This is a genomic window from Arthrobacter sp. Y3222053 (assembly GCF_059092805.1).
Window position 1 is genome coordinate 402,487 of record NZ_JBNHIA010000002.1, and the last position, 24,982, is coordinate 427,468.

At 68.8% G+C, this 24,982-nt stretch carries 23 protein-coding genes; 16 read left to right on the forward strand and 7 right to left on the reverse strand.

What is annotated here, in order from left to right:
* Positions 1 to 63 precede the first annotated feature (63 nt).
* Positions 64 to 684, forward strand: a complete 621-nt coding sequence (locus AC5RUW_RS06125) for an L-threonylcarbamoyladenylate synthase (RefSeq protein WP_494159868.1) — start codon at positions 64 to 66, stop codon at positions 682 to 684.
* Positions 685 to 702: 18 nt separating this feature from the next.
* Here AC5RUW_RS06125 and AC5RUW_RS06130 read toward each other — a convergent pair whose 3' ends face one another.
* Positions 703 to 2,301 (reverse strand): ABC-F family ATP-binding cassette domain-containing protein, encoded by a 1,599-nt coding sequence (locus AC5RUW_RS06130; protein ID WP_494159869.1) that lies wholly within the window; start codon positions 2,299 to 2,301, stop codon positions 703 to 705.
* Positions 2,302 to 2,449: 148 nt separating this feature from the next.
* Between AC5RUW_RS06130 and AC5RUW_RS06135 the strand changes: the two genes are divergently transcribed.
* The 4 genes from AC5RUW_RS06135 (at position 2,450) to AC5RUW_RS06150 (ending at position 6,628) form a co-directional block, all read left to right on the forward strand.
* Complete coding sequence (locus tag AC5RUW_RS06135; RefSeq protein WP_494159870.1) at positions 2,450 to 3,148, forward strand: biotin transporter BioY; 699 nt, start codon at positions 2,450 to 2,452, stop codon at positions 3,146 to 3,148.
* A gap of 155 nt (positions 3,149 to 3,303) precedes the next feature.
* Positions 3,304 to 3,987, forward strand: coding sequence for an energy-coupling factor ABC transporter ATP-binding protein (locus AC5RUW_RS06140; protein WP_494159871.1), 684 nt, complete (start codon positions 3,304 to 3,306; stop codon positions 3,985 to 3,987).
* Positions 3,987 to 4,562, forward strand: a complete 576-nt coding sequence (locus AC5RUW_RS06145; protein WP_494159872.1) for a CbiQ family ECF transporter T component — start codon at positions 3,987 to 3,989, stop codon at positions 4,560 to 4,562. The genes AC5RUW_RS06140 and AC5RUW_RS06145 overlap by 1 nt, the downstream gene beginning before the upstream one ends.
* Before the next feature lie 770 nt (positions 4,563 to 5,332).
* The gene (locus tag AC5RUW_RS06150) at positions 5,333 to 6,628 is read left to right on the forward strand and encodes a hypothetical protein (RefSeq protein WP_494159873.1); all 1,296 of its coding nucleotides are present in this window, start codon (positions 5,333 to 5,335) and stop codon (positions 6,626 to 6,628) included.
* 128 nt (positions 6,629 to 6,756) lie between these two features.
* On the opposite strand, the gene AC5RUW_RS06155 is transcribed toward AC5RUW_RS06150, so the two are convergent.
* The 5 genes from AC5RUW_RS06155 to AC5RUW_RS06175 all read right to left on the reverse strand — a co-directional run bounded on the left by AC5RUW_RS06155 (position 6,757) and on the right by AC5RUW_RS06175 (position 11,600).
* Positions 6,757 to 7,086, reverse strand: coding sequence for a metal-sulfur cluster assembly factor (locus AC5RUW_RS06155; RefSeq protein WP_494006977.1), 330 nt, complete (start codon positions 7,084 to 7,086; stop codon positions 6,757 to 6,759).
* A gap of 33 nt (positions 7,087 to 7,119) precedes the next feature.
* Entirely contained in the window at positions 7,120 to 7,878 is a 759-nt protein-coding gene (gene sufC, locus AC5RUW_RS06160; protein WP_494006976.1) for a Fe-S cluster assembly ATPase SufC, read from the reverse strand.
* Positions 7,879 to 7,999: 121 nt separating this feature from the next.
* On the reverse strand, positions 8,000 to 9,331 hold the full coding sequence (gene sufD / locus AC5RUW_RS06165; RefSeq protein WP_494006975.1) for a Fe-S cluster assembly protein SufD: 1,332 nt from the start codon (positions 9,329 to 9,331) through the stop codon (positions 8,000 to 8,002).
* Positions 9,331 to 10,806: a Fe-S cluster assembly protein SufB gene (sufB, locus tag AC5RUW_RS06170; RefSeq protein WP_494006974.1), complete on the reverse strand. Its 1,476-nt coding sequence runs from the start codon at positions 10,804 to 10,806 to the stop codon at positions 9,331 to 9,333. The genes sufD and sufB overlap by 1 nt, the downstream gene beginning before the upstream one ends.
* On the reverse strand, positions 10,806 to 11,600 hold the full coding sequence (locus AC5RUW_RS06175; RefSeq protein ID WP_494006973.1) for a helix-turn-helix transcriptional regulator: 795 nt from the start codon (positions 11,598 to 11,600) through the stop codon (positions 10,806 to 10,808). Before AC5RUW_RS06175 ends, sufB begins: the two co-directional genes overlap by 1 nt.
* A gap of 192 nt (positions 11,601 to 11,792) precedes the next feature.
* Between AC5RUW_RS06175 and AC5RUW_RS06180 the strand changes: the two genes are divergently transcribed.
* The 5 genes from AC5RUW_RS06180 (at position 11,793) to AC5RUW_RS06200 (ending at position 15,373) form a co-directional block, all read left to right on the forward strand.
* The gene (locus AC5RUW_RS06180; protein WP_494160201.1) at positions 11,793 to 12,668 is read left to right on the forward strand and encodes an ABC transporter ATP-binding protein; all 876 of its coding nucleotides are present in this window, start codon (positions 11,793 to 11,795) and stop codon (positions 12,666 to 12,668) included.
* A complete protein-coding gene (locus tag AC5RUW_RS06185) occupies positions 12,665 to 13,408 on the forward strand; it encodes an ABC transporter permease (RefSeq protein WP_494159874.1) in 744 nt (247 codons plus the stop codon). The genes AC5RUW_RS06180 and AC5RUW_RS06185 overlap by 4 nt, the downstream gene beginning before the upstream one ends.
* Before the next feature lie 68 nt (positions 13,409 to 13,476).
* Positions 13,477 to 14,379: a COX15/CtaA family protein gene (locus AC5RUW_RS06190; protein WP_494160202.1), complete on the forward strand. Its 903-nt coding sequence runs from the start codon at positions 13,477 to 13,479 to the stop codon at positions 14,377 to 14,379.
* Between the two features lie 221 nt (positions 14,380 to 14,600).
* Entirely contained in the window at positions 14,601 to 15,053 is a 453-nt protein-coding gene (locus AC5RUW_RS06195; RefSeq protein ID WP_494159875.1) for a hypothetical protein, read from the forward strand.
* Positions 15,050 to 15,373 (forward strand): winged helix-turn-helix domain-containing protein, encoded by a 324-nt coding sequence (locus AC5RUW_RS06200; RefSeq protein ID WP_494159876.1) that lies wholly within the window; start codon positions 15,050 to 15,052, stop codon positions 15,371 to 15,373. Before AC5RUW_RS06195 ends, AC5RUW_RS06200 begins: the two co-directional genes overlap by 4 nt.
* A gap of 67 nt (positions 15,374 to 15,440) precedes the next feature.
* On the opposite strand, the gene AC5RUW_RS06205 is transcribed toward AC5RUW_RS06200, so the two are convergent.
* Positions 15,441 to 16,340 (reverse strand): heme o synthase, encoded by a 900-nt coding sequence (locus AC5RUW_RS06205; protein ID WP_494160203.1) that lies wholly within the window; start codon positions 16,338 to 16,340, stop codon positions 15,441 to 15,443.
* Positions 16,341 to 16,677: 337 nt separating this feature from the next.
* Here AC5RUW_RS06205 and tkt point away from each other — a divergent pair, with 337 nt between their 5' ends.
* The 6 genes from tkt to pgl are packed head-to-tail and all read left to right on the forward strand — an operon-like array spanning position 16,678 to position 24,924.
* The gene (gene tkt, locus AC5RUW_RS06210) at positions 16,678 to 18,864 is read left to right on the forward strand and encodes a transketolase (protein WP_494159877.1); all 2,187 of its coding nucleotides are present in this window, start codon (positions 16,678 to 16,680) and stop codon (positions 18,862 to 18,864) included.
* A gap of 23 nt (positions 18,865 to 18,887) precedes the next feature.
* Positions 18,888 to 20,009, forward strand: coding sequence for a transaldolase (tal, locus tag AC5RUW_RS06215; RefSeq protein WP_494159878.1), 1,122 nt, complete (start codon positions 18,888 to 18,890; stop codon positions 20,007 to 20,009).
* Between the two features lie 6 nt (positions 20,010 to 20,015).
* Positions 20,016 to 21,641, forward strand: coding sequence for a phosphoglucose isomerase-related protein (locus AC5RUW_RS06220; RefSeq protein WP_494159879.1), 1,626 nt, complete (start codon positions 20,016 to 20,018; stop codon positions 21,639 to 21,641).
* Complete coding sequence (zwf, locus tag AC5RUW_RS06225) at positions 21,642 to 23,183, forward strand: glucose-6-phosphate dehydrogenase (protein ID WP_494159880.1); 1,542 nt, start codon at positions 21,642 to 21,644, stop codon at positions 23,181 to 23,183.
* Complete coding sequence (locus tag AC5RUW_RS06230; protein WP_494159881.1) at positions 23,180 to 24,115, forward strand: glucose-6-phosphate dehydrogenase assembly protein OpcA; 936 nt, start codon at positions 23,180 to 23,182, stop codon at positions 24,113 to 24,115. Before zwf ends, AC5RUW_RS06230 begins: the two co-directional genes overlap by 4 nt.
* Complete coding sequence (gene pgl, locus AC5RUW_RS06235; protein ID WP_494159882.1) at positions 24,112 to 24,924, forward strand: 6-phosphogluconolactonase; 813 nt, start codon at positions 24,112 to 24,114, stop codon at positions 24,922 to 24,924. Before AC5RUW_RS06230 ends, pgl begins: the two co-directional genes overlap by 4 nt.
* Positions 24,925 to 24,982 lie beyond the last annotated feature (58 nt).

A 24,982-nucleotide genomic window follows, 5' to 3' on the forward strand; every position in this document is an offset into this window, starting at 1 on the left:
GACATGCCGTTCCCGGCGGCCTTACCGCCGCAGCAGCTGTCGGATCAGCGGTAGCCTCGGGAGATGGCACGATACTTTGACATCCATCCGGATAACCCGCCGCGGCGCGCCGTCGACCAGGTTGCCGCCATCCTTCGCTCCGGCGGCCTGATCGCCTACCCGACGGATTCCTGCTACGCCCTGGGCGCCCAGCTCAACAACAAGGACGCCCTGGACCGGATCCGCTCCATCCGTCATTTGGACGACAAGCACCACTTCACGCTGATGTGCAGGGACTTTGCGCAGCTGGGCCGGTTCGTCACGATGGACAACGACGTTTTCCGCGCCATCAAGGCCTCCACCCCCGGCAGCTACACCTTTATCCTGCCGGCGGTGAAGGAAGTGCCGCGCTGGCTGTCGCAGCCCAAGAAGAAGACGGTGGGCGTGCGCATCCCGGACAGCAAGGTGGTAGGCGCGCTGCTGGAGGAACTGGGCGAACCGATGATCTCCAGCACCCTGCTGCTGCCCGGCGAGGAGGATCCCCTGACCGAAGGCTGGGACATCAAGGAGCGCCTGGACCACCAGCTGGACGCCGTCCTTGACGCCGGGTTCTGCCCGCCGGACCTCACGACCGTCGTCGACTTCTCCAGCGGCAGGCCCCAGGTCCTCAGGCGCGGCGCAGGAGATCCGTCCCGCTTCGAGTAAGCGGATGCCGGGCCGTGCTCAGGCGAGGGTGACGAGCTCCAGGTAATCGGAGTTCCACAGGTCCTCGACGCCGTCGGGCAGCAGGACCACACGCTCGGGGTTGAGCGCCTCGACGGCGCCTTCGTCGTGGCTGACCATCACCACGGCGCCCTTGTAGTTGCTCAGGGCACCGAGGATCTCGGCGCGGCTGGCCGGGTCCAGGTTGTTGGTCGGTTCGTCGAGCAGCAGCACGTTGGCCGAGGAGGCCACGATGGTGGCCAGCGCGAGGCGGGTCTTCTCGCCGCCGGAGAGCACGCCGGCCGGCTTGTTGACGTCGTCACCGGAGAAGAGGAACGAACCGAGGATGCCGCGGACCTCGGCGTCGGCCATGTCCGGGGCGGCGCTGCGCATGTTCTCCAGGATCGTGCGCTCGGTGTCCAGGGTCTCGTGCTCCTGGGCGTAGTAGCCGATCTTCAGGCCGTGCCCGGCCACGACCTGGCCGGTGTCTGGCTTGTCCACGCCGGCGAGCATGCGCAGCAGGGTGGTCTTGCCCGCGCCGTTCAGGCCCAGGATCACCACGCGCGAGCCACGGTCGATCGCCAGGTCCACGTCGGTGAAGATCTCCAGCGACCCATAGCTCTTGCTCAAGCCCTCGGCCGTCAGCGGCGTGCGTCCGCACGGCGCCGGCTCCGGGAACCGCAGCGCGGCGACCTTGTCCGAGGTTCGTTCGGCCTCAAGCCCGCCCAGCAGCCGCTCGGCCCGCTTGAGCATGTTCTGGGCAGCCACGGCCTTGGTGGCCTTGGCGCGCATCTTGTTCGCCTGGTCGATCAGGACCTGGGCCTTCTTCTCGGCGTTCGCCCGTTCACGCTTCCGCGCGCGCTCGTCAGTCTCCCGCTGGACCTTGTACCGCTTCCAGTCCAGGTTGTAGATGTCGATGGTGGCGCGGTTCGCGTCGAGGCTGAAGACCTTGTTCACGGTGGCCTCCAGCAGCTCGGTGTCGTGGCTGATGACGATCAGTCCGCCGGAGTGGTTCTTCAGGAACTCGCGCAGCCATGCGATCGAGTCGGCGTCAAGGTGGTTGGTCGGCTCGTCGAGGAGCATCGTGTCGGCGCCGGAGTAGAGGATGCGTGCCAGCTCCACACGGCGCCGCTGGCCGCCGGAGAGGGTCTTCAGGGGCTGGTTCAGCAGCCGGTCGGGCAGCGCGAGGTTGGAGCAGATGGCGGCGGCCTCCGCCTCGGCGGCATAGCCGCCTCCGGCGAGGAATTCCGCCTCCAGCCGGTCGTAGCGGTTCATCGCCTTGCGGGCGACGGCGGGATCGTCGCTGGCCATTTCGTCCTGGCTCTTGCGCAGGTTGCGCACCACGGTGTCCAGGCCGCGCACGGAGAGGATCCGGTCCCGGGCCAGCTGGTCCATGTCAGGGGTGCGCGGATCCTGCGGCAGGTAGCCGATCAGCCCGCTGCGGGTAATGGTGCCCGCCGCGGGCAGCGCCTCACCGGCCAGGACCTTCGTCAGGGTGGTCTTGCCGGCGCCGTTGCGGCCCACCAGCCCGATCTTGTCCCCCTTGTCCACCCGGAACGTGACTTCGTCCATCAGCAGACGGGCGCCGGCACGCAATTCGAGTCCGGATACGGATATCACCAGGGAGAACCTTTCGGGGGCGGGGAGGGGCAGCTATCCAGTCTAGCCCTGCGCGCCGGTTTGTAGAAAACCTCCAATGGCAGGGTGGCAACCCGCCACTAGGGTCGAAAGTGCGGCGGCTGGCGCCGCACTTCGCACCGGAGGCACCGTGACCCGTTTTTCCGATTCTCCCCTCGACACATCCGGCGGGCACACCGCGTCCCGTGCCGCCGCAGGTTCCCGCGGCGGCCCGCTCGCACAGGGCACGCAGCGGCGGTCCCGGAACCGCGGTGCGGACCTCGCCCTGACGGCGGTCTTCGCCGCCCTGATCGCGGCGCTGTCGGTGCTGCCGGGCATTCCCGTCGGCGCCCTGGGCGTGCCGATCTCGCTGCAGACCCTCGGCGTGCTGCTGGCCGGCCTCATCCTGGGCCCGGCCCGTGCCGCAGCGGCGGTGGGACTGTACCTGCTCGTGGGCCTTGCCGGCCTGCCGGTCTTCAGCGGCTTCCGCGGCGGACTTGGGGTGTTGGCCATGCCGTCTGCGGGGTTCCTGTTCGGCTTCCTGCCGGGCGCGGCGGCTGCCGGGGCGCTCTCCCGCCTGGCCTGGCGGCAGGGCGCAGGGCAGCCGGCCGGACGCCGGGCCGGACTGCGGACCGTGCTCCTTCTCGCGGCGGCCGCCGCCGCCTCCTTCCTGGTCATCCACCCGCTGGGCATCGCGGGCATGATGATCAACGGCCGGCTCAGCTTCGAGGCCGCCCTGCTGGCGGATCTGCTGTTCGTCCCCGGCGACGTCATCAAGTGCGTGGTCGCCGGACTGCTCACCGCCGCCGTCTTCCGGGCGTTCCCCCGGATGGGGACCGGCGCCGAATGAGCCTGTTCCGCCGCCGCGCGGCTGTCCCGGGAGACGGTGCCGCGGGCACCACCCCAGAACCGGCGGGCGGCCCTGTTTCGGGCGACCGGCCCGTGCCGGGCCCGGTGCCCGGAACATCGTCTGCAGCCGGGAGCATCGTCTTCGACTCGGTCGGCGTGAGCGTTCCCGGGCTCGACGGCGGTCCCCGGCACCTCCTGCAGGACGTGAACCTGGTCCTCAGCGAACAGCGCATCGCCGTGATCGGTGCCAACGGCTCCGGCAAATCCACCCTGCTCAAGCTGATCAACGGACTGGTGCGCCCGACGTCGGGCACTGTCCGCGTGCGGGGGCTCGACGTCGCCGAGTCCACCGCCGCCGTGCGGCGTGCGGTCGGGTTTGTCTTCACCGACCCGCTGTCCCAGCTGGTGCTGTCCACCGGCCGGGACGACGTCGACCTCTCCCTGCGCCGCAGTGTCCCGGACCGCAGGGCGCGGGCCGCGGCCGTGGAGGACCGGCTCGACCGGCTGGGCCTGCTGCCGCTGGCGGACCAGAGCATCTACGACCTCTCCGGCGGGGAACGCCAGCTCATGGCGCTGGCCGGGGTGCTCGCCGTCGAACCGGCGATCCTCCTGGCCGACGAGCCGTCCACGCTGCTGGACCTGCGCAACACCGCGCGCCTCCGCTCACTGTTGGCCGCACTCCCCCAGCAGGTGCTCTGGACCACCCATGACCTCGACTTTGCCGGGGATGCGGACCGGATCCTGGTGGTCGAGGAGGGGCGGATCGTGTTCGACGGCGCACCCGGACCCGCCATCGCCGAGTACCGGGCCCGGTCCGCCCAGGCAGGGGCCGTGCGCTGATGCGCAGGCCGACGCTGCCGCTGGCGGTCAAGGCACTGGCCGTCGCGGCGCTGACCGCCTGGGTGCTGGCGCTCCACACTCCCCCGGCCGCCGTGATGGCCCTGCTGCTGGTGTGCGCCGGATTCGCAGTGTCCGGGCATCTTCGGGAGCTGGTGCGCACCACGCTGCAGACGCTGCCGGTGCTGGTCCTGCTCGGCGTGTTCCAGTTCTTTACCTCCGGCTGGGAGGCAGCGGTGGCGGTGCCGGTCGGGATTCTTGCCTGCGTGGGCGCCGCCCAGCTGCTGGTCTCGACCACGCCGGTACCGGTGCTGCTGGACGGGCTGGCCGCGCTGCTGCGTCCGCTGCGGCGGTTCGGCGCCGATCCGGAACGGTTTGCCCTTGCCGTCGGCCTGATGCTGCGCAGCCTGCCGTGGCTGTCGGCCGCGCTGCGGGACGCCCGGCAGGCGGCAGCGGCGCGGGGACTGGGCCGCAGCGCGCGGGCGCTGCTGGTGCCCGCCGTCGTCGGCACCGTCGCCTACGCGCGGCGCACCGGCGATGCCCTGGCCGCCCGCGGCTTGGGCGAACGGCAGGACTGAGGGAGCGGGCGTCCGGATAAGGGTGAGAGGAGCATTAGCTGCCGCCACTGAGCGGTTATCGCTGGGCTGATGACATAGCTCGACCCTCCAGCCGCAGCGATGAGAATCGGGAACACCGTCCATTGCGCGCGGTCAGCGTCCGGTGCCAGCGCGCCGAGGGCGACACCCAAAGCTATGGCGACAACGGGGGAGCCAGCAGGAACACGCCTGCTAGGAGAGCAGGCTTCTGAGGCTGCACACCACCTATTGCCAGCAGCGTCGTGATGACTACGACCGCTTGCGCCACGCCGATGACGTGGAAGGGGACCAGGATCAAGCCCATGAAATTCAGGTTGGACGTTCGCCCCCGCATTCGAGGGTTCAGCGCTCATCAGGAGTGGCGAGTCGGGAATTGGCGGCCTGCAGCGCACAACCGAAGGAACAGCGCCTACGGCCGGAACCAAGGTCCATTTCGAAACTGATGACCTCGAAGGCTTTACTACCCCATCCCATCCGAATGAAGGTGGGTGCCCCTTCGAGCTGGATCTGGCCCCGTCGCTCTGGCCCATAGCTCATCCACGACTTAGTATCGGATCGTCGACCGGCGAAGTTGGAGCAGGCAGGTAACTCAAGGTTTCTCATACGGTCAGTTAATCGGGCTGGGCTGCCGGTTGAAGGCAGCCCAGCCCCTTATAAAAAGGAAAGATGATGAGTCAGGATACCGCGACATGGATCCACTGGCTTGCATCTGAACAACCGACCGGGACCTCAATACCCAGCAGGCCAGCAGTGTGAAGGAGTTCCTCAAGCTCGGATCCTTGGCCGCAGCTGCTTCATTCATACCTGGGGCCAGGGCATCAATCCTTTTACTGCTCGTAGGAGACGCCTACGGAAACGGGGCGGCAGCTACTCTTGGCTTGTCCGCGCAGTTTCTGGCAATAACACTCGTCGCGGTAGTCGGCCTATCAATTACTACCGTCTTCAAGTTCAAGACACTGACGCCCGCACGGACTGTTTCCGATGTGGCACAGGAATCTGGTTCGATTGCTTTTGCTGGAGCCGCACTGGTTTTCCTTGTTGCGATATTGGGCGGAGTGCTCATCCCACTGATGAGTGCAGGTATCGATGTCGCACAGTTCACCGCTTATTGGTATATATCGATTATCAGCCTCTTGGCTGCGGTATTCTCATCGTGGCAAGCGGGACTGCTTCAGGCAAGGAATGCAGATTCGCGAGTGTTCCAGATAAATTCGGTGTCGGCCGCCGTCGCGGTTGGCTCCGCAGTTGCCATCACCATCTTTGTTCCTGACGATGCGTCCTTGGCGCTTGCGTACATTGCAATCACTAACGCCGTAATTGATGTCGTTGCCCTCGTGAGCAGATCGAAAGCGGTGCGGGTGGTCTGGGGCACGGAATTAGGTGGTCTTTGGAAACAATCCTGCAGGACCTTCTGGTCTGCAAAACGGATTACCTTCCAAAAACTGCCCGCTGTCTCGAAAGCAACAGCCGATGGGTTGCTCCTGATGCTTGTCTTCCTGACGGCGGGGCTGGTCGCGACCCGGACCGACGTTGGCGCTGGGGCTGCAGTGTTGACGGCAGTCGCGCTGATGCGATCCCTGGTTCTGCCCTTGAAGCAACTGGGAATGGTTGGGGGACGCCTCGCCATGACCGCGGGACGAAACAGGATTCACGCTATCGGGCCGATGGTTCTCTTCGTTGCCGCATTGATGGCGTTGGGGGCTGCAGCCCTAATCATCCTGAAACTTCTCTCCCTCCTCCCTTCGCAAATCAGCATGACGCTTGTATGCCTCCTTGCACTGCAGCTGCTGATGGAACCAATTACTGGTTTCCTTTTTGCATCACTGAAGATCATGTATAAGCCGGATTTCGCAATGAAGGCACTGTTATCCATCAGTGGAGCATTCACAATCCCGAGCATTCTGATCCTCAGCCTCTTGGACAGGGCTACGCCGGAGTTCATCTGGGCGGTATTGCTTGCGACACGAACTGTATTTGGTATCACCATAATTTATGCGGTCAGACGCATTCAGATTTTCAACGAGGGTCGCCCTGCTGGACTTCGCTGAAGGGTTGCCGGGAGGGTTGGTACGAGGACGGCCCCGCCGGCCGCGCCCGGACGCGCAAAAGGGCCGCTCCCCCTCTTGGGGAAGCGGCCCTTTGCACTCAGTGATGCGGCAGGCGAAGCGCCCGCGGATCAGATGTTGAAGCCCAGGGCCCGCATCTGGTCGCGGCCGTCGTCGGTGATCTTCTCCGGACCCCACGGCGGCATCCACACCCAGTTCAGCCGCCACTCATCCACGACGCCGTCCAGGGCCTGGCCGGTCTGCTCCTCGATCACGTCGGTGAGCGGGCATGCGGCCGTGGTGAGGGTCATGTCGATGAGCAGGGCGCCGTCGTCGGCGTACTTCAGCCCGTAGAGCAGACCGAGGTCGACGACGTTCACCCCCAGCTCGGGGTCGATGACGTCCTTGAGGGCTTCCTCGACGTCCTCCAGCGATGTGCGCGCGTCAGCGGTTTCGCTCATCATCTGCTCCTTAAGTAATCGGGACGGTGCGGATCAGGCTCCGACGCCCACGAAACGGTCGTAGCCTTCTTCTTCGAGGCGGTCGGCCAGCTCGGGGCCGCCCTGCTCGGCAATCCGGCCGTCCACGAAGACGTGCACGAAGTCCGGCTTGATGTAGCGCAGGATGCGCGTGTAGTGGGTGATGAGCAGGGTGCCCATTCCGCCCTTGGCGTGCTCGCGGTTCACGCCCTCGGAGACGACCTTCAGCGCGTCGACGTCAAGGCCGGAGTCGGTCTCGTCGAGGATGGCGAACTTCGGGTGGAAGAGTTCCAGCTGCAGGATCTCCACGCGCTTCTTCTCACCGCCGGAGAAGCCCTCGTTGACGTTGCGGGCGGCGAAGTCGGCGTCGATGCGCAGGTCGCTCATGGCGGCCTTGACGTCCTTGGTCCAGGTGCGCAGCGAGGGGGCCTCGCCGTCGAGGGCGGTCTTGGCGGTGCGCAGGAAGTTGGTCATGGTCACGCCGGGCACCTCGACCGGGTACTGCATGGCCAGGAAGAGGCCTGCGCGGGCACGCTCGTCGACGCTCATCTCCAGGACGTCTTCGCCGTCCAGGGTGATGGAGCCGCTGTCGACGGTGTAGCGGGGGTGGCCGGCGATGGTGGCGGCGAGCGTGGACTTGCCGGAGCCGTTCGGGCCCATGATGGCGTGGGTTTCGCCGGTGTTGATCGTCAGGGTCACGCCCTTCAGGATCTGCTTCGAGCCCTGTTCGGTCTCGATGCTGACGTGGAGGTCCTTGATCTCAAGAGTAGACATGCGGTCTGCTTTCTCCTTTGCACCCTCTGGCGGATGCGTCTCTAAGCTGTGGGGTTCCGCGGACCAGGGTGCGGGACCGGGAGGTCCCGCACCCTGCGCGGAGGGGTTCTGCGTACGCTGATCAGTTCTCGGAAGCGGCGAGTTCGCGCTCGACGGCCTCGGTGAGGCGCTCCTCGAGGGCCGGCACCTTGATCTGCTGGATGATCTCGTTGAGGAAGCCACGGACCACCAGGCGGCGGGCGGCTTCCTCCGGGATGCCGCGGGCCATCAGGTAGAACAGGTGCTCGTCGTCGAACCGGCCGGTGGCGCTGGCATGGCCGGCGCCCTCGATCAGGCCGGTCTCGATCTCCAGGTTCGGCACGGAGTCGGCGCGGCAGCCGTCGGTGAGCAGCAGGTTCCGGTTCACCTCGTAGGTGTCGGTTCCTTCGGCTTCCTTGCGGATCAGCACGTCACCCACCCAGACGGTGTGCGCGTCCTTGCCCTGCAGGGCGCCCTTGTACAGCACGTTGGACTTGCAGTTGGGGACTGCGTGGTCCACGAACAGGCGCTGCTCCAGGTGCTGGCCGGCGTCGGCGTAGTAGAGGCCGTAGAGCTCCACCTCGCCGCCGGGGGCGGTGAAACGCGCGGACGGGGTGATGCGGACCAGGTCGCCGCCCAGGCTGACGGCCACGTGCTTGAACCGCGCGTCGCGGCCCACCACGGCGTACTGCGCCGAGGCGTGCACGGCGTCGTCGGCCCAGTCCTGGACGGACACGACGGTCAGCTCGGCGTTGTCGCCGACGACGACCTCGACGTTCTGCGAGAGCACGCCGGTGCCGTTGTGGTCCAGGACCACGACGGCGCGCGAGTTGGCGCGGGCGTCGATCACCAGGTGCTGGGCGGCCGGGTCGGTGCCGGCGCCGGTCACCGTGAGGGTGACGCCGCCGTCGGCCGATACGCCTTCGGGGATGGTGATGACGGTCGCCTCGGTGAAGGCCTCCCACGCTGCGGCTGCGACCAGGTCCTCGGGGATGCCGGCGGAACCGATGCGGGCGTCGTCGCGTCCCACATGCTCCACCAGCACACCGTCGGGAGCGACGACGGCCAGCTCGGGCGCGGCGCCGTCGAGGGCCTTGGTGTGCAGGCCGCGCAGGCGCTTGAGCGGAGTGAACCGCCAGTCCTCCTCGCGGCCGGTCAGCTTGCCGAAGTCCGCCCGGTTGAAGGACGTCATCCGGCCGGCGCGGGAGCTGTCGGCCAGCCCCTCGCCGCCGCCGTGGCTGTGCGCCTTGGCGCTGTCGCCGCCCAGGACCTGCCGGGTTTCATTCAGCGGCGAGAGGTCCTCGCCTTCCTCGGTGAATCCGTCAATGAGGACGCGGCGGTCCTGTCCGTCGGCTCCGATCCGTGCCTTGACGTCTTCCACTGCATTGGCGACCTTCTCGGTCACCGTTTCCACGACGTCGTTAAGCTTCGACATTAACCGACGGCTCCTTCCATCTGGAGTTCGATAAGGCGGTTCAGTTCAAGGGCGTATTCCATCGGCAGCTCGCGGGCGATCGGCTCGATGAAGCCGCGCACGATCATGGCCATGGCCTCGTCCTCGGGCATGCCGCGGGACATCAGGTAGAACAGCTGCTCCTCGCTGACACGCGAGACCGTGGCCTCGTGGCCCATGGTGACGTCATCCTCGCGGATGTCGACGTACGGGTACGTGTCGGAGCGGGAGATGTTGTCCACCAGCAGGGCGTCGCAGCGCACGGTGTTGGCCGAGTGCTTGGCGCCTTCGCGGACCTGGACCAGGCCGCGGTATGCGGCGCGGCCGCCGCCGCGGGCGACGGACTTGGAGATGATCGAGCTCTTGGTGTTCGGCGCAATGTGCACCATCTTCGAGCCGGTGTCCTGGTGCTGGCCCTCGCCGGCGAAGGCGATGGACAGGGTCTCGCCCCGGGCCTCCTCGCCGACCAGGTAGACGGCCGGGTACTTCATGGTGACCTTGGAGCCGATGTTGCCGTCGATCCATTCCATGGTGCCGCCGGCCTCGACCACGGCGCGCTTGGTCACCAGGTTGTAGACGTTGTTGGACCAGTTCTGGATGGTCGTGTAGCGGACGCGGGCATTCTTCTTCACGACGATCTCGACGACGGCGGAGTGCAGCGAGTCCGAGGTGTAGATCGGCGCGGTGCAGCCTTCGATGTAGTGGACGTAGGAGTCCTCGTCGGCGATGATCAGCGTGCGCTCGAACTGGCCCATGTTTTCCGTATTGATGCGGAAGTAGGCCTGCAGCGGGATCTCCACGTGGACGCCCTTGGGGACGTACACGAAGGAGCCGCCGGACCACACGGCGGTGTTCAGCGAGCCGAACTTGTTGTCGCCGACCGGGATCACGGTGCCGAAGTACTCGCGGAAGATGTCCTCGTGTTCCTTCAGCGCGGTGTCGGTGTCCAGGAAGATGACACCCTGCGCCTCCAGGTCCTCGCGGATCTGGTGGTAGACGACCTCAGACTCGTACTGGGCGGCGACGCCGGCGACGAGGCGGTTCCGCTCAGCCTCCGGGATGCCCAGCTTCTCGTAGGTGTTGCGGATGTCCTCGGGCAGTTCCTCCCAGGAAGCGGCCTGCTTCTCGGTGGAGCGCACGAAGTACTTGATGTTGTCGAAGTCGATGCCGGAGAGGTCTGCACCCCAGGTCGGCATGGGCTTGCGGTCGAAGTACTTCAGGCCCTTCAGGCGCAGGTCGAGCATCCATTCCGGCTCGCTCTTCTTGGCCGAGATGTCCCGGACAACGTCCTCGCTGAGCCCGCGGCGGGCGGAGGAGCCGGCGACGTCGGAGTCGGCCCAGCCGTACTCGTAGGTGCCGATCCCCTCAAGTTCGGGGTTCCTTTCGAGGATGTCCGAAATCACTGTCTGGGGCACCGACTCCGGCACCGCTGACTTTCGGGTTACTTGATCCGTCATCACGGCCTTTCTTGCTGATGAGTGGATGAGGCTGTTATCGCTTCGGCCGGTGCCGGCGCGGGGGGCGCCGTGCGGGTACGGCCGACGGGAATGTGGGTGGTGCAGACGTGTCCGCCGCGGGAGAGCGTGGACAGGCGGCGGACGTCGACTCCCAGCAGGCGGGAGAACACCTCCGTCTCCTTGTCGCAGAACACGGGGTAGGAACTGGCCAGCGCCTGGATGGGGCAGTGCCCCTGGCACAGCTGCACGCTCAGCAGGGTGCTGGGAGTGCGGGCCGTGCCGATCATCGTGGTGGATCCCACGAAGCCGTCCTTGGTCAGTTCAGCGGCCAGCGCCTCCGCGCGGTCCTCGACTGCCGGGCCGGCGGCCTCCACCGCCGGGCGGTACTTCTCCTCCAGGGCCTCGAAGCGGTCGGCGGCGAAACGCGCCACCGCTTCCGGGCCCAGGGCATCCCCCAGCTGTCGGAGCGCTTCAACCGCGATGTCCAGGTAGTCGTTGCCCAGATACGCCTGGCCCTGGGGGCTCAGCACGTATCGGCGCGCGGGCCGGCCAGCACCCGAGGAGGTGCCGCCTACGCGCTTGACCTGGATCAGCCCCGTCCCGGACAGCGCGTCCAGGTGGCGGCGGACCGCAGCGGGCGTGAAGCCCAGCAGTTCACCGAGTTCCGCGGCGCTGACCGGGCCGTGCTCCAGTACGGCACCCAGGACGCGGTCTCGGGTGCGCTGCTCTGATTCGCGGGCGGTCACGGTCTTGTTCACCGCCTTCTTCTGGCCGGTTTTGCTCACGGAATACACAACACAATCATGACCTAATCTGTTCCGGCGATCTACTAAGGTCAGGCTTCCCACCTGTTTGGGCGCGGTTTGCGGCCACCCGGAACCGGGTACTACATAACGTAGAATATCCGGGTGTCCACTGCTGATTACTGCCTGACCATCGAGGGCCTGGTCAAAGACCTGGGCCCCGTGAACGGGCTCGACGGGAAGATGATACGTGTCATCGCCGACGTCGACTTCGCCGCCCGACCCGGCCAGGTAACCGCCCTTCTGGGTACCAACGGAGCCGGTAAGACCACCACGCTGGCCTGTGCGCAGGGCCTCATGCCGGCCGACGGCGGCACCGTGCGCCTGCTGGGCGAGGATCCCTGGAACGCCGGCGCCGACCTGCGGGCCCGCGTGGGAGTCATGCTGCAGGACGGGGGCCTCCCGCCGTCGGCCCGTCCCGTCGCCCTGCTGAAGCACCTCTCACGGATGTACCTCTCCCCCCGGCCCGTTGAGGAGCTGGTCAAGCGGCTGGGCATCGGCAGCTTCGCCTCCACGGGCATCCGCCGGCTCTCCGGCGGGCAGAAGCAGCGGCTGGCGCTGGCCTGCGCGCTGGTGGGCAACCCGGAGGTCCTCTTCCTGGACGAGCCCAGCGCCGGGCTGGACCCGCAGTCCCGTCAGATCGTCTTCGAGCTGATCCAGGAACTGCGCGACGAGGGCCTGGGCATCATCCTCACCACCCACCTGCTCGACGACGCGCAGCGACTGGCCGACTACGTGTACATCATCGACGACGGCCGGACCGTGGCCCGCGGAACAGTGGCCGAACTCACGGCCGCCAGCGACGAAACCGCGCGCAGCCGGGTCCTGACCTTCACCGCCGAGCCCGGGCTGGACCTGGCCGACGCCGGCCTCCCGCATCTCGAGTGCGGCGAGACGGCCGCCGGCCACTACACCGTTGCCGGCGGCATCCTCCCCGCCGACCTGGCCCGGCTCACCGCCTGGTGGGAACGCCGGGGCATCATGCCCCATTCGGTGCACCTGGCTTCCCGCACCCTTGAGGACGTCTTCCTCGAACTGTCTGGAAGGGACATCCGATGAGCGCGCCGGCTCCCCTTGCCACCAGGATCCTGCAGCAGGGCCGCTACGAGGCCATCACCATGCTGCGCAACGGCGAGCAGCTGATCCTCGCCGTCGTCCTGCCCATCCTTGCGCTGATCGGGCTCACCGTGACCCCGCTGCTGGACGGCTACGGCGCGTCCCGCATCGACATGGCCGTCCCGGGCGTGCTCGCCCTGTGCGCCATGTCCACCGCGTTTACCGGCCAGGGCATCGCCACCGGATTTGACCGCCGCTACGGCGTCCTGCGCTACCTCTCCACCACCCCGCTGGGGCGCGGCGGCCTGATCGCCGGGAAAGCCATCGCCGTCGTCGCGGTCCTGATGATCCAGGTCGCGGTGATCACCGGCCTGGCCCTGTTCCTGGGCTGGCGGCCGGAACCGGCCGGCCTGCTGCCCGGCCTTGCGCTGCTGCTGCTCGGTGCGTTCGCCTTCACCGCCCTCGGGCTGCTGGTCGCCGGTACGGCCCGGCCGGAGGCTACGCTGGCGATCACCAACCTGCTGTGGATCCTGCTCGCGGCCGTCGGCGGGATCCTGATTCCGACCACCAATATGACCTCCGCCTGGACTCCCCTGGTGGAGCTGCTGCCCTCGGCGGCGCTGGGCGATGCGCTGCGCAGCGCCCTGGTCGAGGCGCAGTTCAACCTGTCCGCCACGCTGATCCTGCTGGCGTGGGCAATCCTGGGCGGCCTGGCTGCCGTCCGCTGGTTCAAATGGAGTTAGTTCCCGTGTCCCAAACCCTGACCGGCCCAGCCGCCCGCCCCGCCGTCGCCGGCCGGCTCGTCATCGCCATGGCTGTCGCGTCGCTGGTGGCCAACATCGGCATCGTCGTCACCGGCGGCGCGGTCCGCCTGACCGCCTCCGGGCTGGGCTGCCCGGAGTGGCCGCTGTGCACCGCGGACTCGCTGGTCGCCACCCCCGAGATGGGCGTCCACGGCATCATCGAGTTCGGCAACCGCCTCCTGACCTTCGTGCTGACCGCCATCGCCTTCGGCACCGTGGCCTCCGTCTGGAAGCTCCGGCACGCGCGCCGGGACCTCTGGTGGCTGTCCATCGGCCTGCTGGCCGGCATCCCGGCCCAGGCCTTCATCGGAGGCATTACGGTGTGGACCGGGCTGAACCCGTGGGTGGTGGGCCTGCACTTCATCGTGTCGATGATCCTGATCGTGGCCGCCACGGTGATGGTCAACCGCGCCCGGCTCGGCGAAGCGCAGCTGGCGGCACAGGACGGGCCGCTGGCCCCGTCCGCCATGCGTCCGCTGCTCTGGGCCATCGGCGTCCTGTCGGCGATCACCGTGGTGCTCGGCGTCATCGTCACCGGCTCCGGCCCGCACGCGGGCGACCACGGCGCGGCCCGGAACGGGCTGGACCCCGACCTGTGGACGCGCATCCACGTGGTTCCCGTCTACCTCTTGGTCTTCGCGATCGCGGTGGCCCTGTACCTCGCCTGGCGGCGGCCGGCGGACGCCCGCCTGCGCCGTGCGCTGGTGCTGATGACGGCCGTGACTCTGCTGCAGGCCGTCATCGGCTACGTGCAGCACTTCCTCGCGCTGCCGATCGTCCTGGTGGCGCTGCACATGCTGGGGGCGTCGCTGCTGACCGCCGCCGCCGCGCATCTGGTGTTCACCGGGGTCGCGCGCCGGATCCCGGACCGGGCCGGGGCGGAAGCCGGGAAGGCGACAGCCGCCCGGTAGCCGCCCGGACCGCTGCTGCGGAGTACTTTGGCAGGAGGGCCGGCCCCCGAGGGGACGGCCCTCCTGCCATTTAACGCAGCTTCTTCAACGGCAGCTGACGCAACAGGCGATGCCGGTACGTTTCCCGGAAACTACTTGCCGTTGTGGAAAGTGGTTGCTTCAGTGGAAACCCGGCGTCCGGGCCCCCGGATCCCGCCGTTCCCACCTTCCCAGGAGCACCGATGGCATTCACCGATCCGCCCCCGACCCCGAACCAGGCGCGAAACCAGCTGGCCGCAGCCGGTTCCCGAACTCCCGCCAGATCGCAGGACCGGCGCACCTACGCTGCAGCCACCGCCGTGCTCGGCTTGGTCATGGGCGTCAACGCGGTGGCGAGGCCGACCCTGGGGGTCAGCATGTTCCTGACCTGGACGGCCTTCACCTTCCTGCTCTTCCTGGCCGGAATCTGGCTTGTGCAGCGCCGGACCCGCTCGGTGCCCCGCCATGCCTGGAGGTGGGTCGGGGCCGGATACCTCGCATCGTTCCTGGTGGGCCTCTGGGTGGTGTCACCCATGCTGAACCGGGTGCTGCTGAATGCGTCGGAGATCGGACCGGCGCTGGCGACGGGGGCCTGGGCCCTGACGGCGGCTCCCTGCATCCTGGCGGCTCTGATGATCCTGCGACCCGTACGGTGAGCGAAAACCCCGGCACCGGTGCACGCATCCGCCTTGATGAAGTCATCCATGCTCCGGTCCGGCTCAGCATCGCCGCGGCGCTGGCGCAGGTGGACGAGTCGGAGTTCGGACATCTGCGCGACATCCTCGAGGTCTCGGACTCCGTGCTGTCCAAGCAGGCAGGACAGCTGGAAGCCGCCGGGTATCTGCGCATCCGCAAGGGGTACATCGGAAAGCGGCCGCGGACGTGGCTGTCCCTCACGCCGGACGGACGGCGTGCCCTCACCCGGCACATCGCGGCACTGCGTGCCATTGCCGAGGGGCTTGAGAACGGGCCCTGAGAAGCTGCCGCTTACCCGGCCCGCGCCATCGGCGCGGCGGGCAGTGACCCGGAAGGGCGGAAGCGGATCAGGCCAGGACGGCCGGGCCGATGAACGGATCGACCGCCAGGGCCAGGAACAGCACCGTGAGGTAGCTGATCGAAAGGTGGAAGACCTTCATGGCGGACTTGTCCGTCACCTCTTCGCGCTGGGCGCGGGCATGCAGCTTGTGCGACTCGGCGATGAACCAGATGCCGCTGAGCAGCGCGCCAAGGGTGTAGACCCAGCCGGCTCCGCCGACGGGAACCAGCAGCAGGGAGCAGGCCACGGTCGCGTAGGCGTAGAGCACGACCTGTACGGACACCGTCTTGGCGCCGGCCACGGCGCCGAGCATCGGCACGCTGGCGTTGCGGTAGTCCTCGCCGTACTTCATGGACAGCGGCCAGTAATGCGGCGGCGTCCACAGGAAGATGATCAGGAACAGGATGACGGCGGGCCATTCGACGCTGTTGGTAACCGCGGCCCAGGCGATCAGCACCGGCATGCAGCCGGCGATGCCGCCCCAGACGATGTTCTGGGTGGTGCGCCGCTTGAGGATCAGCGTGTAGAAGACCACGTAGAGCAGGATCGCGCCCAGGCCGAGGGCGGCCGTGAGGAGATTCGCTCCGGCCCAGAGGATGGCGATGGACACCGCGCCGAGCGCCCAGGCGAAGACCAGCGCCTCGCGGGGAGTGACCTCCCCGGTCACCAGCGGGCGGTTCTTGGTGCGCCGCATCAGCCGGTCCATGTCCCGGTCCAGGTAGCAGTTGAACGCTCCGGCGCTGCCGGCGGCCAGGGCGCCGCCGACCATCGTCGCCAGGATCAGCATCAGCGGGGGCATCCCCCGCTGGGCGAAGATCATGGTCGGAAGGGTGGTCACCAGCAGGAGCTCGATGACGCGCGGCTTGGTCAGCGCCACATAGGCCCGCAGCTTACGGCCGGCCGTCATCTTCCCGGTGTACACCGGAATTTCGGCGGGGGCGTGCTGGGTAGTCACGGAGCTATCACTTGATCCTGTCTGGGCATGGGAAAGTCCGGAGTAATCATAACCTCTATCTCCTGTAGAAATCGAAGCCGTGCACGGCCCGGGCCCGGTCCGCCTCTTCCTTTGGCTTCGCATCGGGTAACCGGCGCTCCATTAGCGGTGCGGAATTGGCCCACGGCGGTGCGCTGCGGGATAAAGTGGGTAGCGATCCGCACCCCGGCCGCCGCTGATCCGCGGCTGCCGGAACCGGCGCTGTCGCCGGCAAGCCACTACAGAGAGGGGCCCGGTCAACGTGCCGCAGATGGATGAGCAAGAACTGAGCTGGACCGAGCTGGACCGAAAAGCCGTGGACACCGTCCGCGTTCTCGCCGCCGATGCGGTGGAAAAGGTCGGCAACGGCCACCCCGGCACCGCCATGAGCCTGGCCCCCGCGGCCTATCTGCTGTTCCAGAAGCTCATGCGCCACGACCCCTCCGACCCGCAGTGGCTCGGGCGTGACCGCTTCGTCCTCTCCCCCGGGCACACCTCGCTCACCCTTTACGCACAGCTGTTCCTCTCGGGCTACGGCCTGGAGCTGGAGGACCTGAAGGCCCTGCGCACCTGGGGCTCCAAGACCCCCGGACACCCCGAATACCGCCACACCGACGGTGTGGAGATCACCACCGGACCGCTCGGCCAGGGCCTCGCCACCTCCGTGGGCTTCGCCTACGCCCAGCGCCGGCTGCGCGGGCTGCTGGATCCGGAGGCACCGGCCGGCACCAGCCCCTTCGACCACACCATCTGGGTGATCGCCTCCGACGGCGACCTCCAGGAAGGCGTCACCGCCGAGGCCTCCTCGCTGGCCGGCCACCAGGAGCTGGGCAACCTCGTCGTCATCTACGACGAGAACCACATCTCCATTGAAGACGACACCGACATCGCCTTCACCGAGGACGTCCTGAAGCGCTACGAGGCCTACGGCTGGCACACCCAGCGCGTGGACTGGACCCGGACCGGGAACTACGTCGAGGACGTCGAAGAGCTGCACCGCGCCCTGAAGGCGGCCCAGGCCGAGACCAGCCGCCCCTCCATCATTTCCCTGCGCACCATCATCGGCTGGCCGGCACCGAACAAGCAGAACACCGGCAAGATCCACGGCTCCGCCCTCGGCGGCAGCGAAGTGGCCGCACTCAAGGAGGCGCTCGGCTTCGACCCGGAGCAGACCTTCGAGGTGGACGAGGCCGTGCTCGACCACGCCCGCCAGGTCGCGGAACGGGGCCGCAGCGCCCGCCGCGCCTGGGAGGAGAGCTTCACCCGCTGGCGCGACGCCAACCCGGAAGGCGCAGCCATCCTGGAACGGCTGCAGAACCGCACCCTGCCTGAGGGCTGGGAGCAGGCGCTGCCCGCCTTCGAGGCCGGCAAGGACATGTCCACCCGCGCTGCGTCCGGGAAGGTCCTCAACGCCATCGGCCCGGTCCTGCCGGAACTGTGGGGCGGCTCCGCCGACCTCGCCGAGTCGAACAACACCACGATCGAAGGCGCGCCCTCGTTCGTGCCCGCGGGCAAGCAGACGTCGGCCTGGTCCGGCAACCCCTACGGGCGGGTGCTCCACTTCGGCATCCGCGAACACGCGGCCGCGGCCATCGTCAACGGCATCACGATGCACAGCAACACCCGCGCGTTCGCCGGCACCTTCCTGATCTTCAGTGACTACCAGCGTCCGGCGATCCGCCTCGGCGCCCTGATGGGAGTGCCGTCCATCTACGTGTGGACGCACGACTCCATCGGCCTCGGTGAAGACGGCCCGACCCACCAGCCGGTCGAGCAGCTGGCCTCCCTGCGCGCCATCCCCGGGCTCGACGTCGTCCGCCCGGCCGACGCGAACGAGGTCGCCGCCGCCTGGCAGGCCATCCTGGAGAACACCGAGCACCCGGCCGGCATCGTGCTGACCCGGCAGAACGTGCCCACCTTCGCCCGCGGCGAAGGCGACGCCACGGCCGACGCCTTCGGCTCCGCAGCCGGCACCGCCCGAGGCGGCTACGTCCTCGCGGAGGCCGTCCGCGACGGCGCCGTCGTGAACCCGGACGTCATCCTCATCGGCACCGGCTCCGAGGTGCAGCTGGCCGTTGAGGCCCGCTCCGAGCTCATGGCCGAGGGCATCGCCGCCCGCGTCGTGTCGATGCCCAGCATCGAATGGTTCAACCGCCAGGACGACGCCTACCGCGAGTCCGTGCTGCCCGGCGGGGTGAAGGCCCGCGTTTCGGTCGAGGCCGGCATCGCGCAGGGCTGGCGCGAACTGGTCGGCGACGCCGGCCGGACGATCTCCCTCGAGCACTACGGCGCGTCCGCCGACTACCGCACCCTGTTCCGCGAGTTCGGCATCACTTCGGAGGCGGTCGCCGCGGCCGCCCGCGAATCGCTCAACGCCGTCCGCGGCGGGAGCTCGGCCCCCGACGCCACCCAGGCGGCCACCGGGGCCGAATCCACCCGCACCGGCGACCAGCAGTAAAGCCCATCAGAAGGAGCTGTCCCATGACTTCCAACACCGCCCGGCTCGCCGAAGCCGGCGTGTCCATCTGGCTCGATGACCTTTCCCGGGAACGCATTGTCTCCGGGTCCCTGAAGCAGCTGATCGAAGAGCGCAACGTGGTGGGCGTGACCACCAACCCGAGCATCTTCGCCGCAGCGCTGGCCAACGGCGAGTCCTACGCTCCGCAGGTGCAGCAGCTCGCCGCCGGCGGCGCCGACGTCGACAAGGCGGTCTTCGAGATCACCACCGACGACGTCATCCAGGCCTGCGACATCTTCGCCCCGGTCTTCGAGGCCAGCGGCGGCGAAGACGGGCGCGTATCCATCGAGGTGGATCCGCGGCTCTCCCGCGACACCCAGGGCACCGTCAATGAGGCCAAGGAGCTGGCGCAGAAGATCGGCCGCAGCAACGTGCTGGTCAAGATCCCCGCCACGCAGGAAGGCCTGCCCGCCATCGCCGCGGTCCTGGCCGAAGGCATCAGCGTCAACGTGACGCTGATCTTCTCCCTGGAGCGCTACCGGGAGGTCATCAACGCCTTCATGACCGGCCTGGAGCAGGCCCGCGACAACGGGCACGACCTGCGCACCATCCACTCCGTCGCCTCGTTCTTCGTCTCCCGCGTGGACTCGGAGGTGGACCGCCGCCTCGATGCGATCGGCTCCGACGAGGCCAAGGCGCTCAAGGGCCAGGCGGGCCTGGCGAACGCCCGCCTCGCCTACCAGGTGTTCGAGGAGCAGTTCGACACCGAGCGCTGGCAGGTGCTGGCAGCCGCCGGCGGCAACGCCCAGCGGCCGCTCTGGGCCTCCACCGGCGTCAAGGACCCGAACCTGCCTGACACGCTCTACGTCACCGGGCTGGTCGCCGGGTCCGTCGTCAACACCATGCCGGAGAAGACGCTGGAGGCCGTGTTCGACCACGGCGAGGTCACCGGCGACACCATCACCGGTACCTACGAGGAGTCCGCGGCCGTGCTGGACCGCCTCGAGACGGCGGGCGTGTCCTACTCGGACGTCGTCGAGCTGCTGGAAACCGAGGGCCTGGACAAGTTCGTCGTCAGCTGGGGCGAACTGCTCGAAACCGTGCAGGGCGCCCTCGACGCCGCCGCCGAGCCGAAGGAGGGCTAGCACCCGATGGGCACCCTGTCGTTCGAAGCCGCCGGAGCGGCGGCAGCCGCCGTCGAGGCGCACGTACCCGGGCTGGTGCGCGACCAGGTCGCTGGGCGCCTGATGTCCGCGGACGCCACCCTGTGGGGCCCCGACGCCGAGCCGGAGGCGTCGATCCGCCTCGGCTGGACGGATCCCGGCCCCGCCTCGCGGCCGCTGCTCGGGCAGATCGCCGAACTGCGGGCCGCCCTGGCGGCCGAGGGGATCACCCGGGTGGTCCTGGCCGGAATGGGCGGCTCGTCCCTGGCGCCGGAGGTCATCACCCGTACCGCCGGGGTGCCGCTGACCGTGCTGGACTCCACCGATCCCGACGCCGTCCGGGCGGCCCTGGCCGACAACCTCGCCGGGACCGTCATCGTGGTGTCCTCCAAATCCGGCTCAACGGTGGAGACCGACTCGCAGCGCCGGGTCTTTGAGCAGGCCTTCACGGATGCCGGCCTCGATGCGGCCTCCCGCATCGTGGTGGTGACCGATCCCGGTTCCCCGCTGGACGAGGCCGCGCGCGCCGCCGGTTACCGGGCCGTGTTCAACGCCGACCCCAACGTCGGCGGCCGCTACTCGGCCCTTACCGCCTTCGGGCTGGTTCCCGCCGGGCTCGCCGGCGCCGACATCGAGGCGCTGCTGGACGACGCCGAGGAAGCCGGCGAGGTGCTGCGCGACGACGCCGAGGACAACATCGGCCTGCAGCTCGGCGCAGCCCTGGGCGGCACCGATCCGCTGCGCAACAAGATCGTCATCGTTGATGAGGGCTCCGGCCTGCCCGGGTTCGGCGACTGGGCTGAACAGCTCATCGCCGAGTCCACCGGCAAGCTTGGCCGCGGGCTGCTGCCCGTGGTGGTGGAGCCGGGTGCTCCCGAGCTGTCCGCCGATGCCGCCGATGTGCTGGCGGTCCGGCTCGTCCGCGTGGACGCCGACGCCGCACCGGCGGGCAACGCCGTCCAGGTGGCGGGCAGCCTCGGCGGCCAGATGATGCTCTGGGAGTTCGCCACCGCGGTGGCCGGCCGCCTGCTGGGCATCAACCCGTTCGACCAGCCCGACGTCGAGGCCGCGAAGAAGGCTGCCCGCGGCCTGCTGGACGCCCAGCCGGCGCCGGAGCTGCCCGCCTTCGTGGACGGCGCCGTTGAGGTCCGGGCCGACGCCGGCCTGCTCAACGGCACCACCACGCTCCGCGGCGCCCTGCAGGCGCTGCTGGCCACGCTGCCGGAGGACGGCTACCTCAGCATCCAGGCCTACCTCGACCGCGGGGAGCAGGCAGGGCTGGAAGCGGTCCGCCCGCTGCTCGCCGGCCTGTGCGGCCGTCCGGTGACCTTCGGCTGGGGCCCGCGCTTCCTGCACTCCACCGGCCAGTTCCACAAAGGCGGCCCGGCGCAGGGAGTGTTCCTGCAGATCACCGGTGCGCCCGCCGAGGACCAGGCCATTCCCGGCCGGCCGTTCACCTTCGGCGAGCTCATCCAGGCGCAGGCCGCCGGCGATGCCCAGGTGCTGGCCGACCACGGTCGTCCGGTGCTGCGCCTGAACCTCATCAACCGGGCCGACGGCTCCTCCGAGCTGGAGAACGTCGTGCGGGCCATGTCACGGGACGGCTTGCAGTAGATGGCGGCATCGACAGGCGGCGGGTCAAACCCGCTGCGGGACCCCCGCGACCGGCGGCTGAGCCGGATCGCGGGGCCCTCGGCCCTGGTGATCTTCGGCGTGACCGGAGACCTGGCGCGCAAGAAGCTGATCCCGGCGGTCTACGACCTCGCCAACCGCGGCCTGCTGCCGCCCAGCTTCTCGCTGGTCGGTTTCGGCCGCCGTGACTGGGACGATGAACGCTTCGTGGCGGAGGTGCGTGCCGCCGTCGAGGACGGCGCACGCACCGAGTTCAACGAGGGCGTCTGGGAGCAGCTGGCCGACGGCATCCGCTTCGTCCAGGGCGGGTTCGACGACGGCGCGGCCTTCGAAGAGCTGCGGCGCACCCTCGAGGACCTGGACGAAACCCGGGGCACCTGCGGCAACTACGCGTTCTACCTGTCGGTGCCGCCGAAGAGCTTCGAACAGGTCTGCCAGCAGCTCTCCGAGCACGGACTGGCCCAGTCCGACGACGACGCGTGGCGGCGGGTCGTGATCGAGAAGCCCTTCGGCCACGACCTGCGCTCGGCGCGGGAGCTGAACGCCGTGGTCGAGTCCGTCTTCCCCGCGGATTCGGTCTTCCGGATCGACCACTACCTGGGCAAGGAGACGGTCCAGAACATCCTGGCCCTGCGCTTCGCGAACCAGCTGTTCGAACCGATCTGGAACGCCAACTACGTGGACCACGTGCAGATCACCATGGCCGAGGACATCGGCATCGGCGGCCGCGCGGGCTACTACGACGGCGTCGGCGCGGCGCGCGACGTCATCCAGAACCATCTGCTGCAGCTGCTGGCGCTCACCGCGATGGAGGAGCCGATCTCCTTCGACGCCGAGCACCTTCGGGCCGAGAAGGAAAAGGTGCTGGCCGCCGTCCGGCTGCCCGAGGACCTGTCCACCCACTCGGCGCGGGGACAGTACGCCGGAGGCTGGCAGGGCGGCGAGAAGGTCAGCGGCTTCCTGGAGGAGGAAGGGTTCAATCCCGATTCCACCACCGAGACCTTCGCCGCGCTGCGCCTGGACATCAACACCCGCCGCTGGGCCGGAGCCCCGTTCTACCTGCGGGCGGGCAAGCGGCTGGGGCGGCGCGTGACCGAGATCGCCGTGGTCTTCAAGCGCACGCCCAACCTGCTGTTCCGGGACCACAGCGGAGACGACTTCGGACAGAACGCCGTCGTCATCCGGGTGCAGCCGGATGAGGGCGCAACCATCCGGTTCGGGTCGAAGGTCCCCGGCACTCAGATGGAGGTCAGGGACGTGTCGATGGACTTCGGGTACGGACATGCGTTCACAGAATCCAGCCCGGAGGCGTACGAGAGGCTGATCCTCGACGTCCTGCTCGGTGAGCCCCCGCTCTTTCCGCGCCACCAGGAGGTGGAGCTGTCCTGGAAGATCCTGGACCCGTTCGAGGAGTACTGGGCCTCGCTCGGCACCAGGCCCGAGCCCTACGCCCCGGGCAGCTGGGGCCCAAAGTCGGCGCATGACCTGCTGGCGCGTGACGGAAGGACCTGGAGAAGGCCGTGATTGTCGAACTGCCCGATACGACGACCTCGAAGGTCTCGAAGAAGATCGTGGCCATGCGCGAGCAGGGCGGCGTGGTTACCCTCGGCCGCGTGCTGACCCTGGTGGTGTCCAGCAAGCCGGACTTCGTGGAGGAGGCGATCGCCGCCGCCAACGAGGCCAGCCGTGAGCATCCCTGCCGGATCATCGTCCTGGCCGAGGGCTCCCCCGATGAACCCACCCGGCTGGACGCCGAAATCCGGGTCGGCGGCGACGCCGGTGCGTCAGAGGTGATCGTGCTCAGCGGCCAGGGGGACCTGGCCGGGGAGAGCGAGTCCATGGTCTCGGCCCTGCTGCTGCCGGACGCGCCGATCGTGGCCTGGTGGCCGCACGGCATCCCGGACAACCCGTCGCTGACGCCCCTGGGCCGGATCGCCCACCGCCGCATCACCGACGCCGGCAACGAGCCGGACCCCCGACAGGCCCTGCTGTCCCTCAGCGACAGCTACACGGCCGGGGACACCGACCTCAGCTGGACCCGCCTGACCAGCTGGCGTGGCCAGCTGGCGGCGGTGCTGGACCAGGCCGGCATGCCTCCGGTCACCGGCACGGTCGTGGAAGGGGCCCCGGATTCGGCCAGCACCTACCTGATGGCCGCCTGGCTGGAGCATGCCCTGCAGGTCCCCGCGGAGATCATCGCCGACCCCGAGGTCACCGGCCTGCGCCGGGTGCGGCTGCTCCACGCCGACGGCAGCGTGGAACTGCACCGCCCCGGCGACACCATGGCCTTCCTGCACCAGCCGGGCCAGCCGAGGCAGCGGATCGCCCTGCCGCGGCGCAGCCTGCGGGACTGCCTGGCGGAGGAACTGCGCCGGCTGGACCCGGACGAGGTTTTCGGAGAAGTACTTACCGAGGGGCTGGCGAAGTGCCTGTCCCGGGAAGGGGCCACGCCGTGAGGCACTCCCCCAAGGGCGTCAGCATCCACCCGGACTTCGACGCGCTGGCCGCGGCCGTCGCGGCGCGGTTGATCACCAAGCTCATCGATGTCCAGAACCGGCGAGGAGAGGCCACCGTGGTCCTGACCGGCGGGTCGCTGGGCATCGCCACCCTCGCGGCGGTGGCCTCCTCGCCGGCCCGGACCGCCGTCGACTGGCAGCGCGTGAACTTCTGGTGGGGCGATGAACGCTTCGTTCCCGCCGACGATCCGCAGCGCAACGCCCGCCAGGCGCAGGAGGCCATGCTCGGCCTGCTTCCGGTGGACCCGGCCAGGGTCCACCCGGTGCCGGCGGAAGGTGAGGCCGCCGACGTCGACGCCGCGGCGCTCGATTACGCGCGGGCGCTGTCCGACGCGGCCGCCGAAGAGGAGCTTGCGCCGGGCTTCGATGAGGTGGATCCGCGGCTGCCGCGGTTCGATGTGCTGCTGCTGGGCGTCGGTCCCGACGCCCACGTGGCCTCTCTGTTTCCCGAGTCCGCCGGCGCCCGCACCGTCGGTGCCACCACCGTCGCGGTGCACAACGCTCCCAAGCCGCCGCCGGAGCGGGTCTCCCTCACCATGGAGGCGATCAACACGGCCGACGAGGTGTGGCTGGCCGTGGCGGGAGAAGACAAGGCCGGTGCCGTCGGCTTGGCGCTGGCCGGGGCCGGGCCCGTGCAGGTACCGGCGGCCGGGCCCTCCGGCCGCAGCCGGACCCGCTGGCTGATTGACCAGGCCGCAGCCTCGAAGCTGCCTGAGCGGCTGTTCGAGCAGCACCAGCTGGAAGGCTGAGCTGCCCGGTCCCCCGCGCTGCGCCGCAGGCTTAAACAGGAAATCCCGCTCCGGATCG

Coding starts and splice junctions, on each gene's coding strand:
- AC5RUW_RS06125 (WP_494159868.1), top strand. CDS start 64: ATGGCACGATACTTTGACATCCATCCGGATAACCCGCCGCGGCGCGCC.
- AC5RUW_RS06145 (WP_494159872.1), top strand. CDS start 3,987: ATGCGCAGGCCGACGCTGCCGCTGGCGGTCAAGGCACTGGCCGTCGCG.
- AC5RUW_RS06155 (WP_494006977.1), bottom strand. CDS start 7,086: ATGAGCGAAACCGCTGACGCGCGCACATCGCTGGAGGACGTCGAGGAA.
- sufC (WP_494006976.1), bottom strand. CDS start 7,878: ATGTCTACTCTTGAGATCAAGGACCTCCACGTCAGCATCGAGACCGAA.
- sufD (WP_494006975.1), bottom strand. CDS start 9,331: ATGTCGAAGCTTAACGACGTCGTGGAAACGGTGACCGAGAAGGTCGCC.
- sufB (WP_494006974.1), bottom strand. CDS start 10,806: ATGACGGATCAAGTAACCCGAAAGTCAGCGGTGCCGGAGTCGGTGCCC.
- AC5RUW_RS06180 (WP_494160201.1), top strand. CDS start 11,793: ATGATACGTGTCATCGCCGACGTCGACTTCGCCGCCCGACCCGGCCAG.
- AC5RUW_RS06185 (WP_494159874.1), top strand. CDS start 12,665: ATGAGCGCGCCGGCTCCCCTTGCCACCAGGATCCTGCAGCAGGGCCGC.
- AC5RUW_RS06190 (WP_494160202.1), top strand. CDS start 13,477: ATGGCTGTCGCGTCGCTGGTGGCCAACATCGGCATCGTCGTCACCGGC.
- AC5RUW_RS06195 (WP_494159875.1), top strand. CDS start 14,601: ATGGCATTCACCGATCCGCCCCCGACCCCGAACCAGGCGCGAAACCAG.
- AC5RUW_RS06205 (WP_494160203.1), bottom strand. CDS start 16,340: ATGACGGCCGGCCGTAAGCTGCGGGCCTATGTGGCGCTGACCAAGCCG.
- tkt (WP_494159877.1), top strand. CDS start 16,678: ATGGATGAGCAAGAACTGAGCTGGACCGAGCTGGACCGAAAAGCCGTG.
- tal (WP_494159878.1), top strand. CDS start 18,888: ATGACTTCCAACACCGCCCGGCTCGCCGAAGCCGGCGTGTCCATCTGG.
- AC5RUW_RS06220 (WP_494159879.1), top strand. CDS start 20,016: ATGGGCACCCTGTCGTTCGAAGCCGCCGGAGCGGCGGCAGCCGCCGTC.
- zwf (WP_494159880.1), top strand. CDS start 21,642: ATGGCGGCATCGACAGGCGGCGGGTCAAACCCGCTGCGGGACCCCCGC.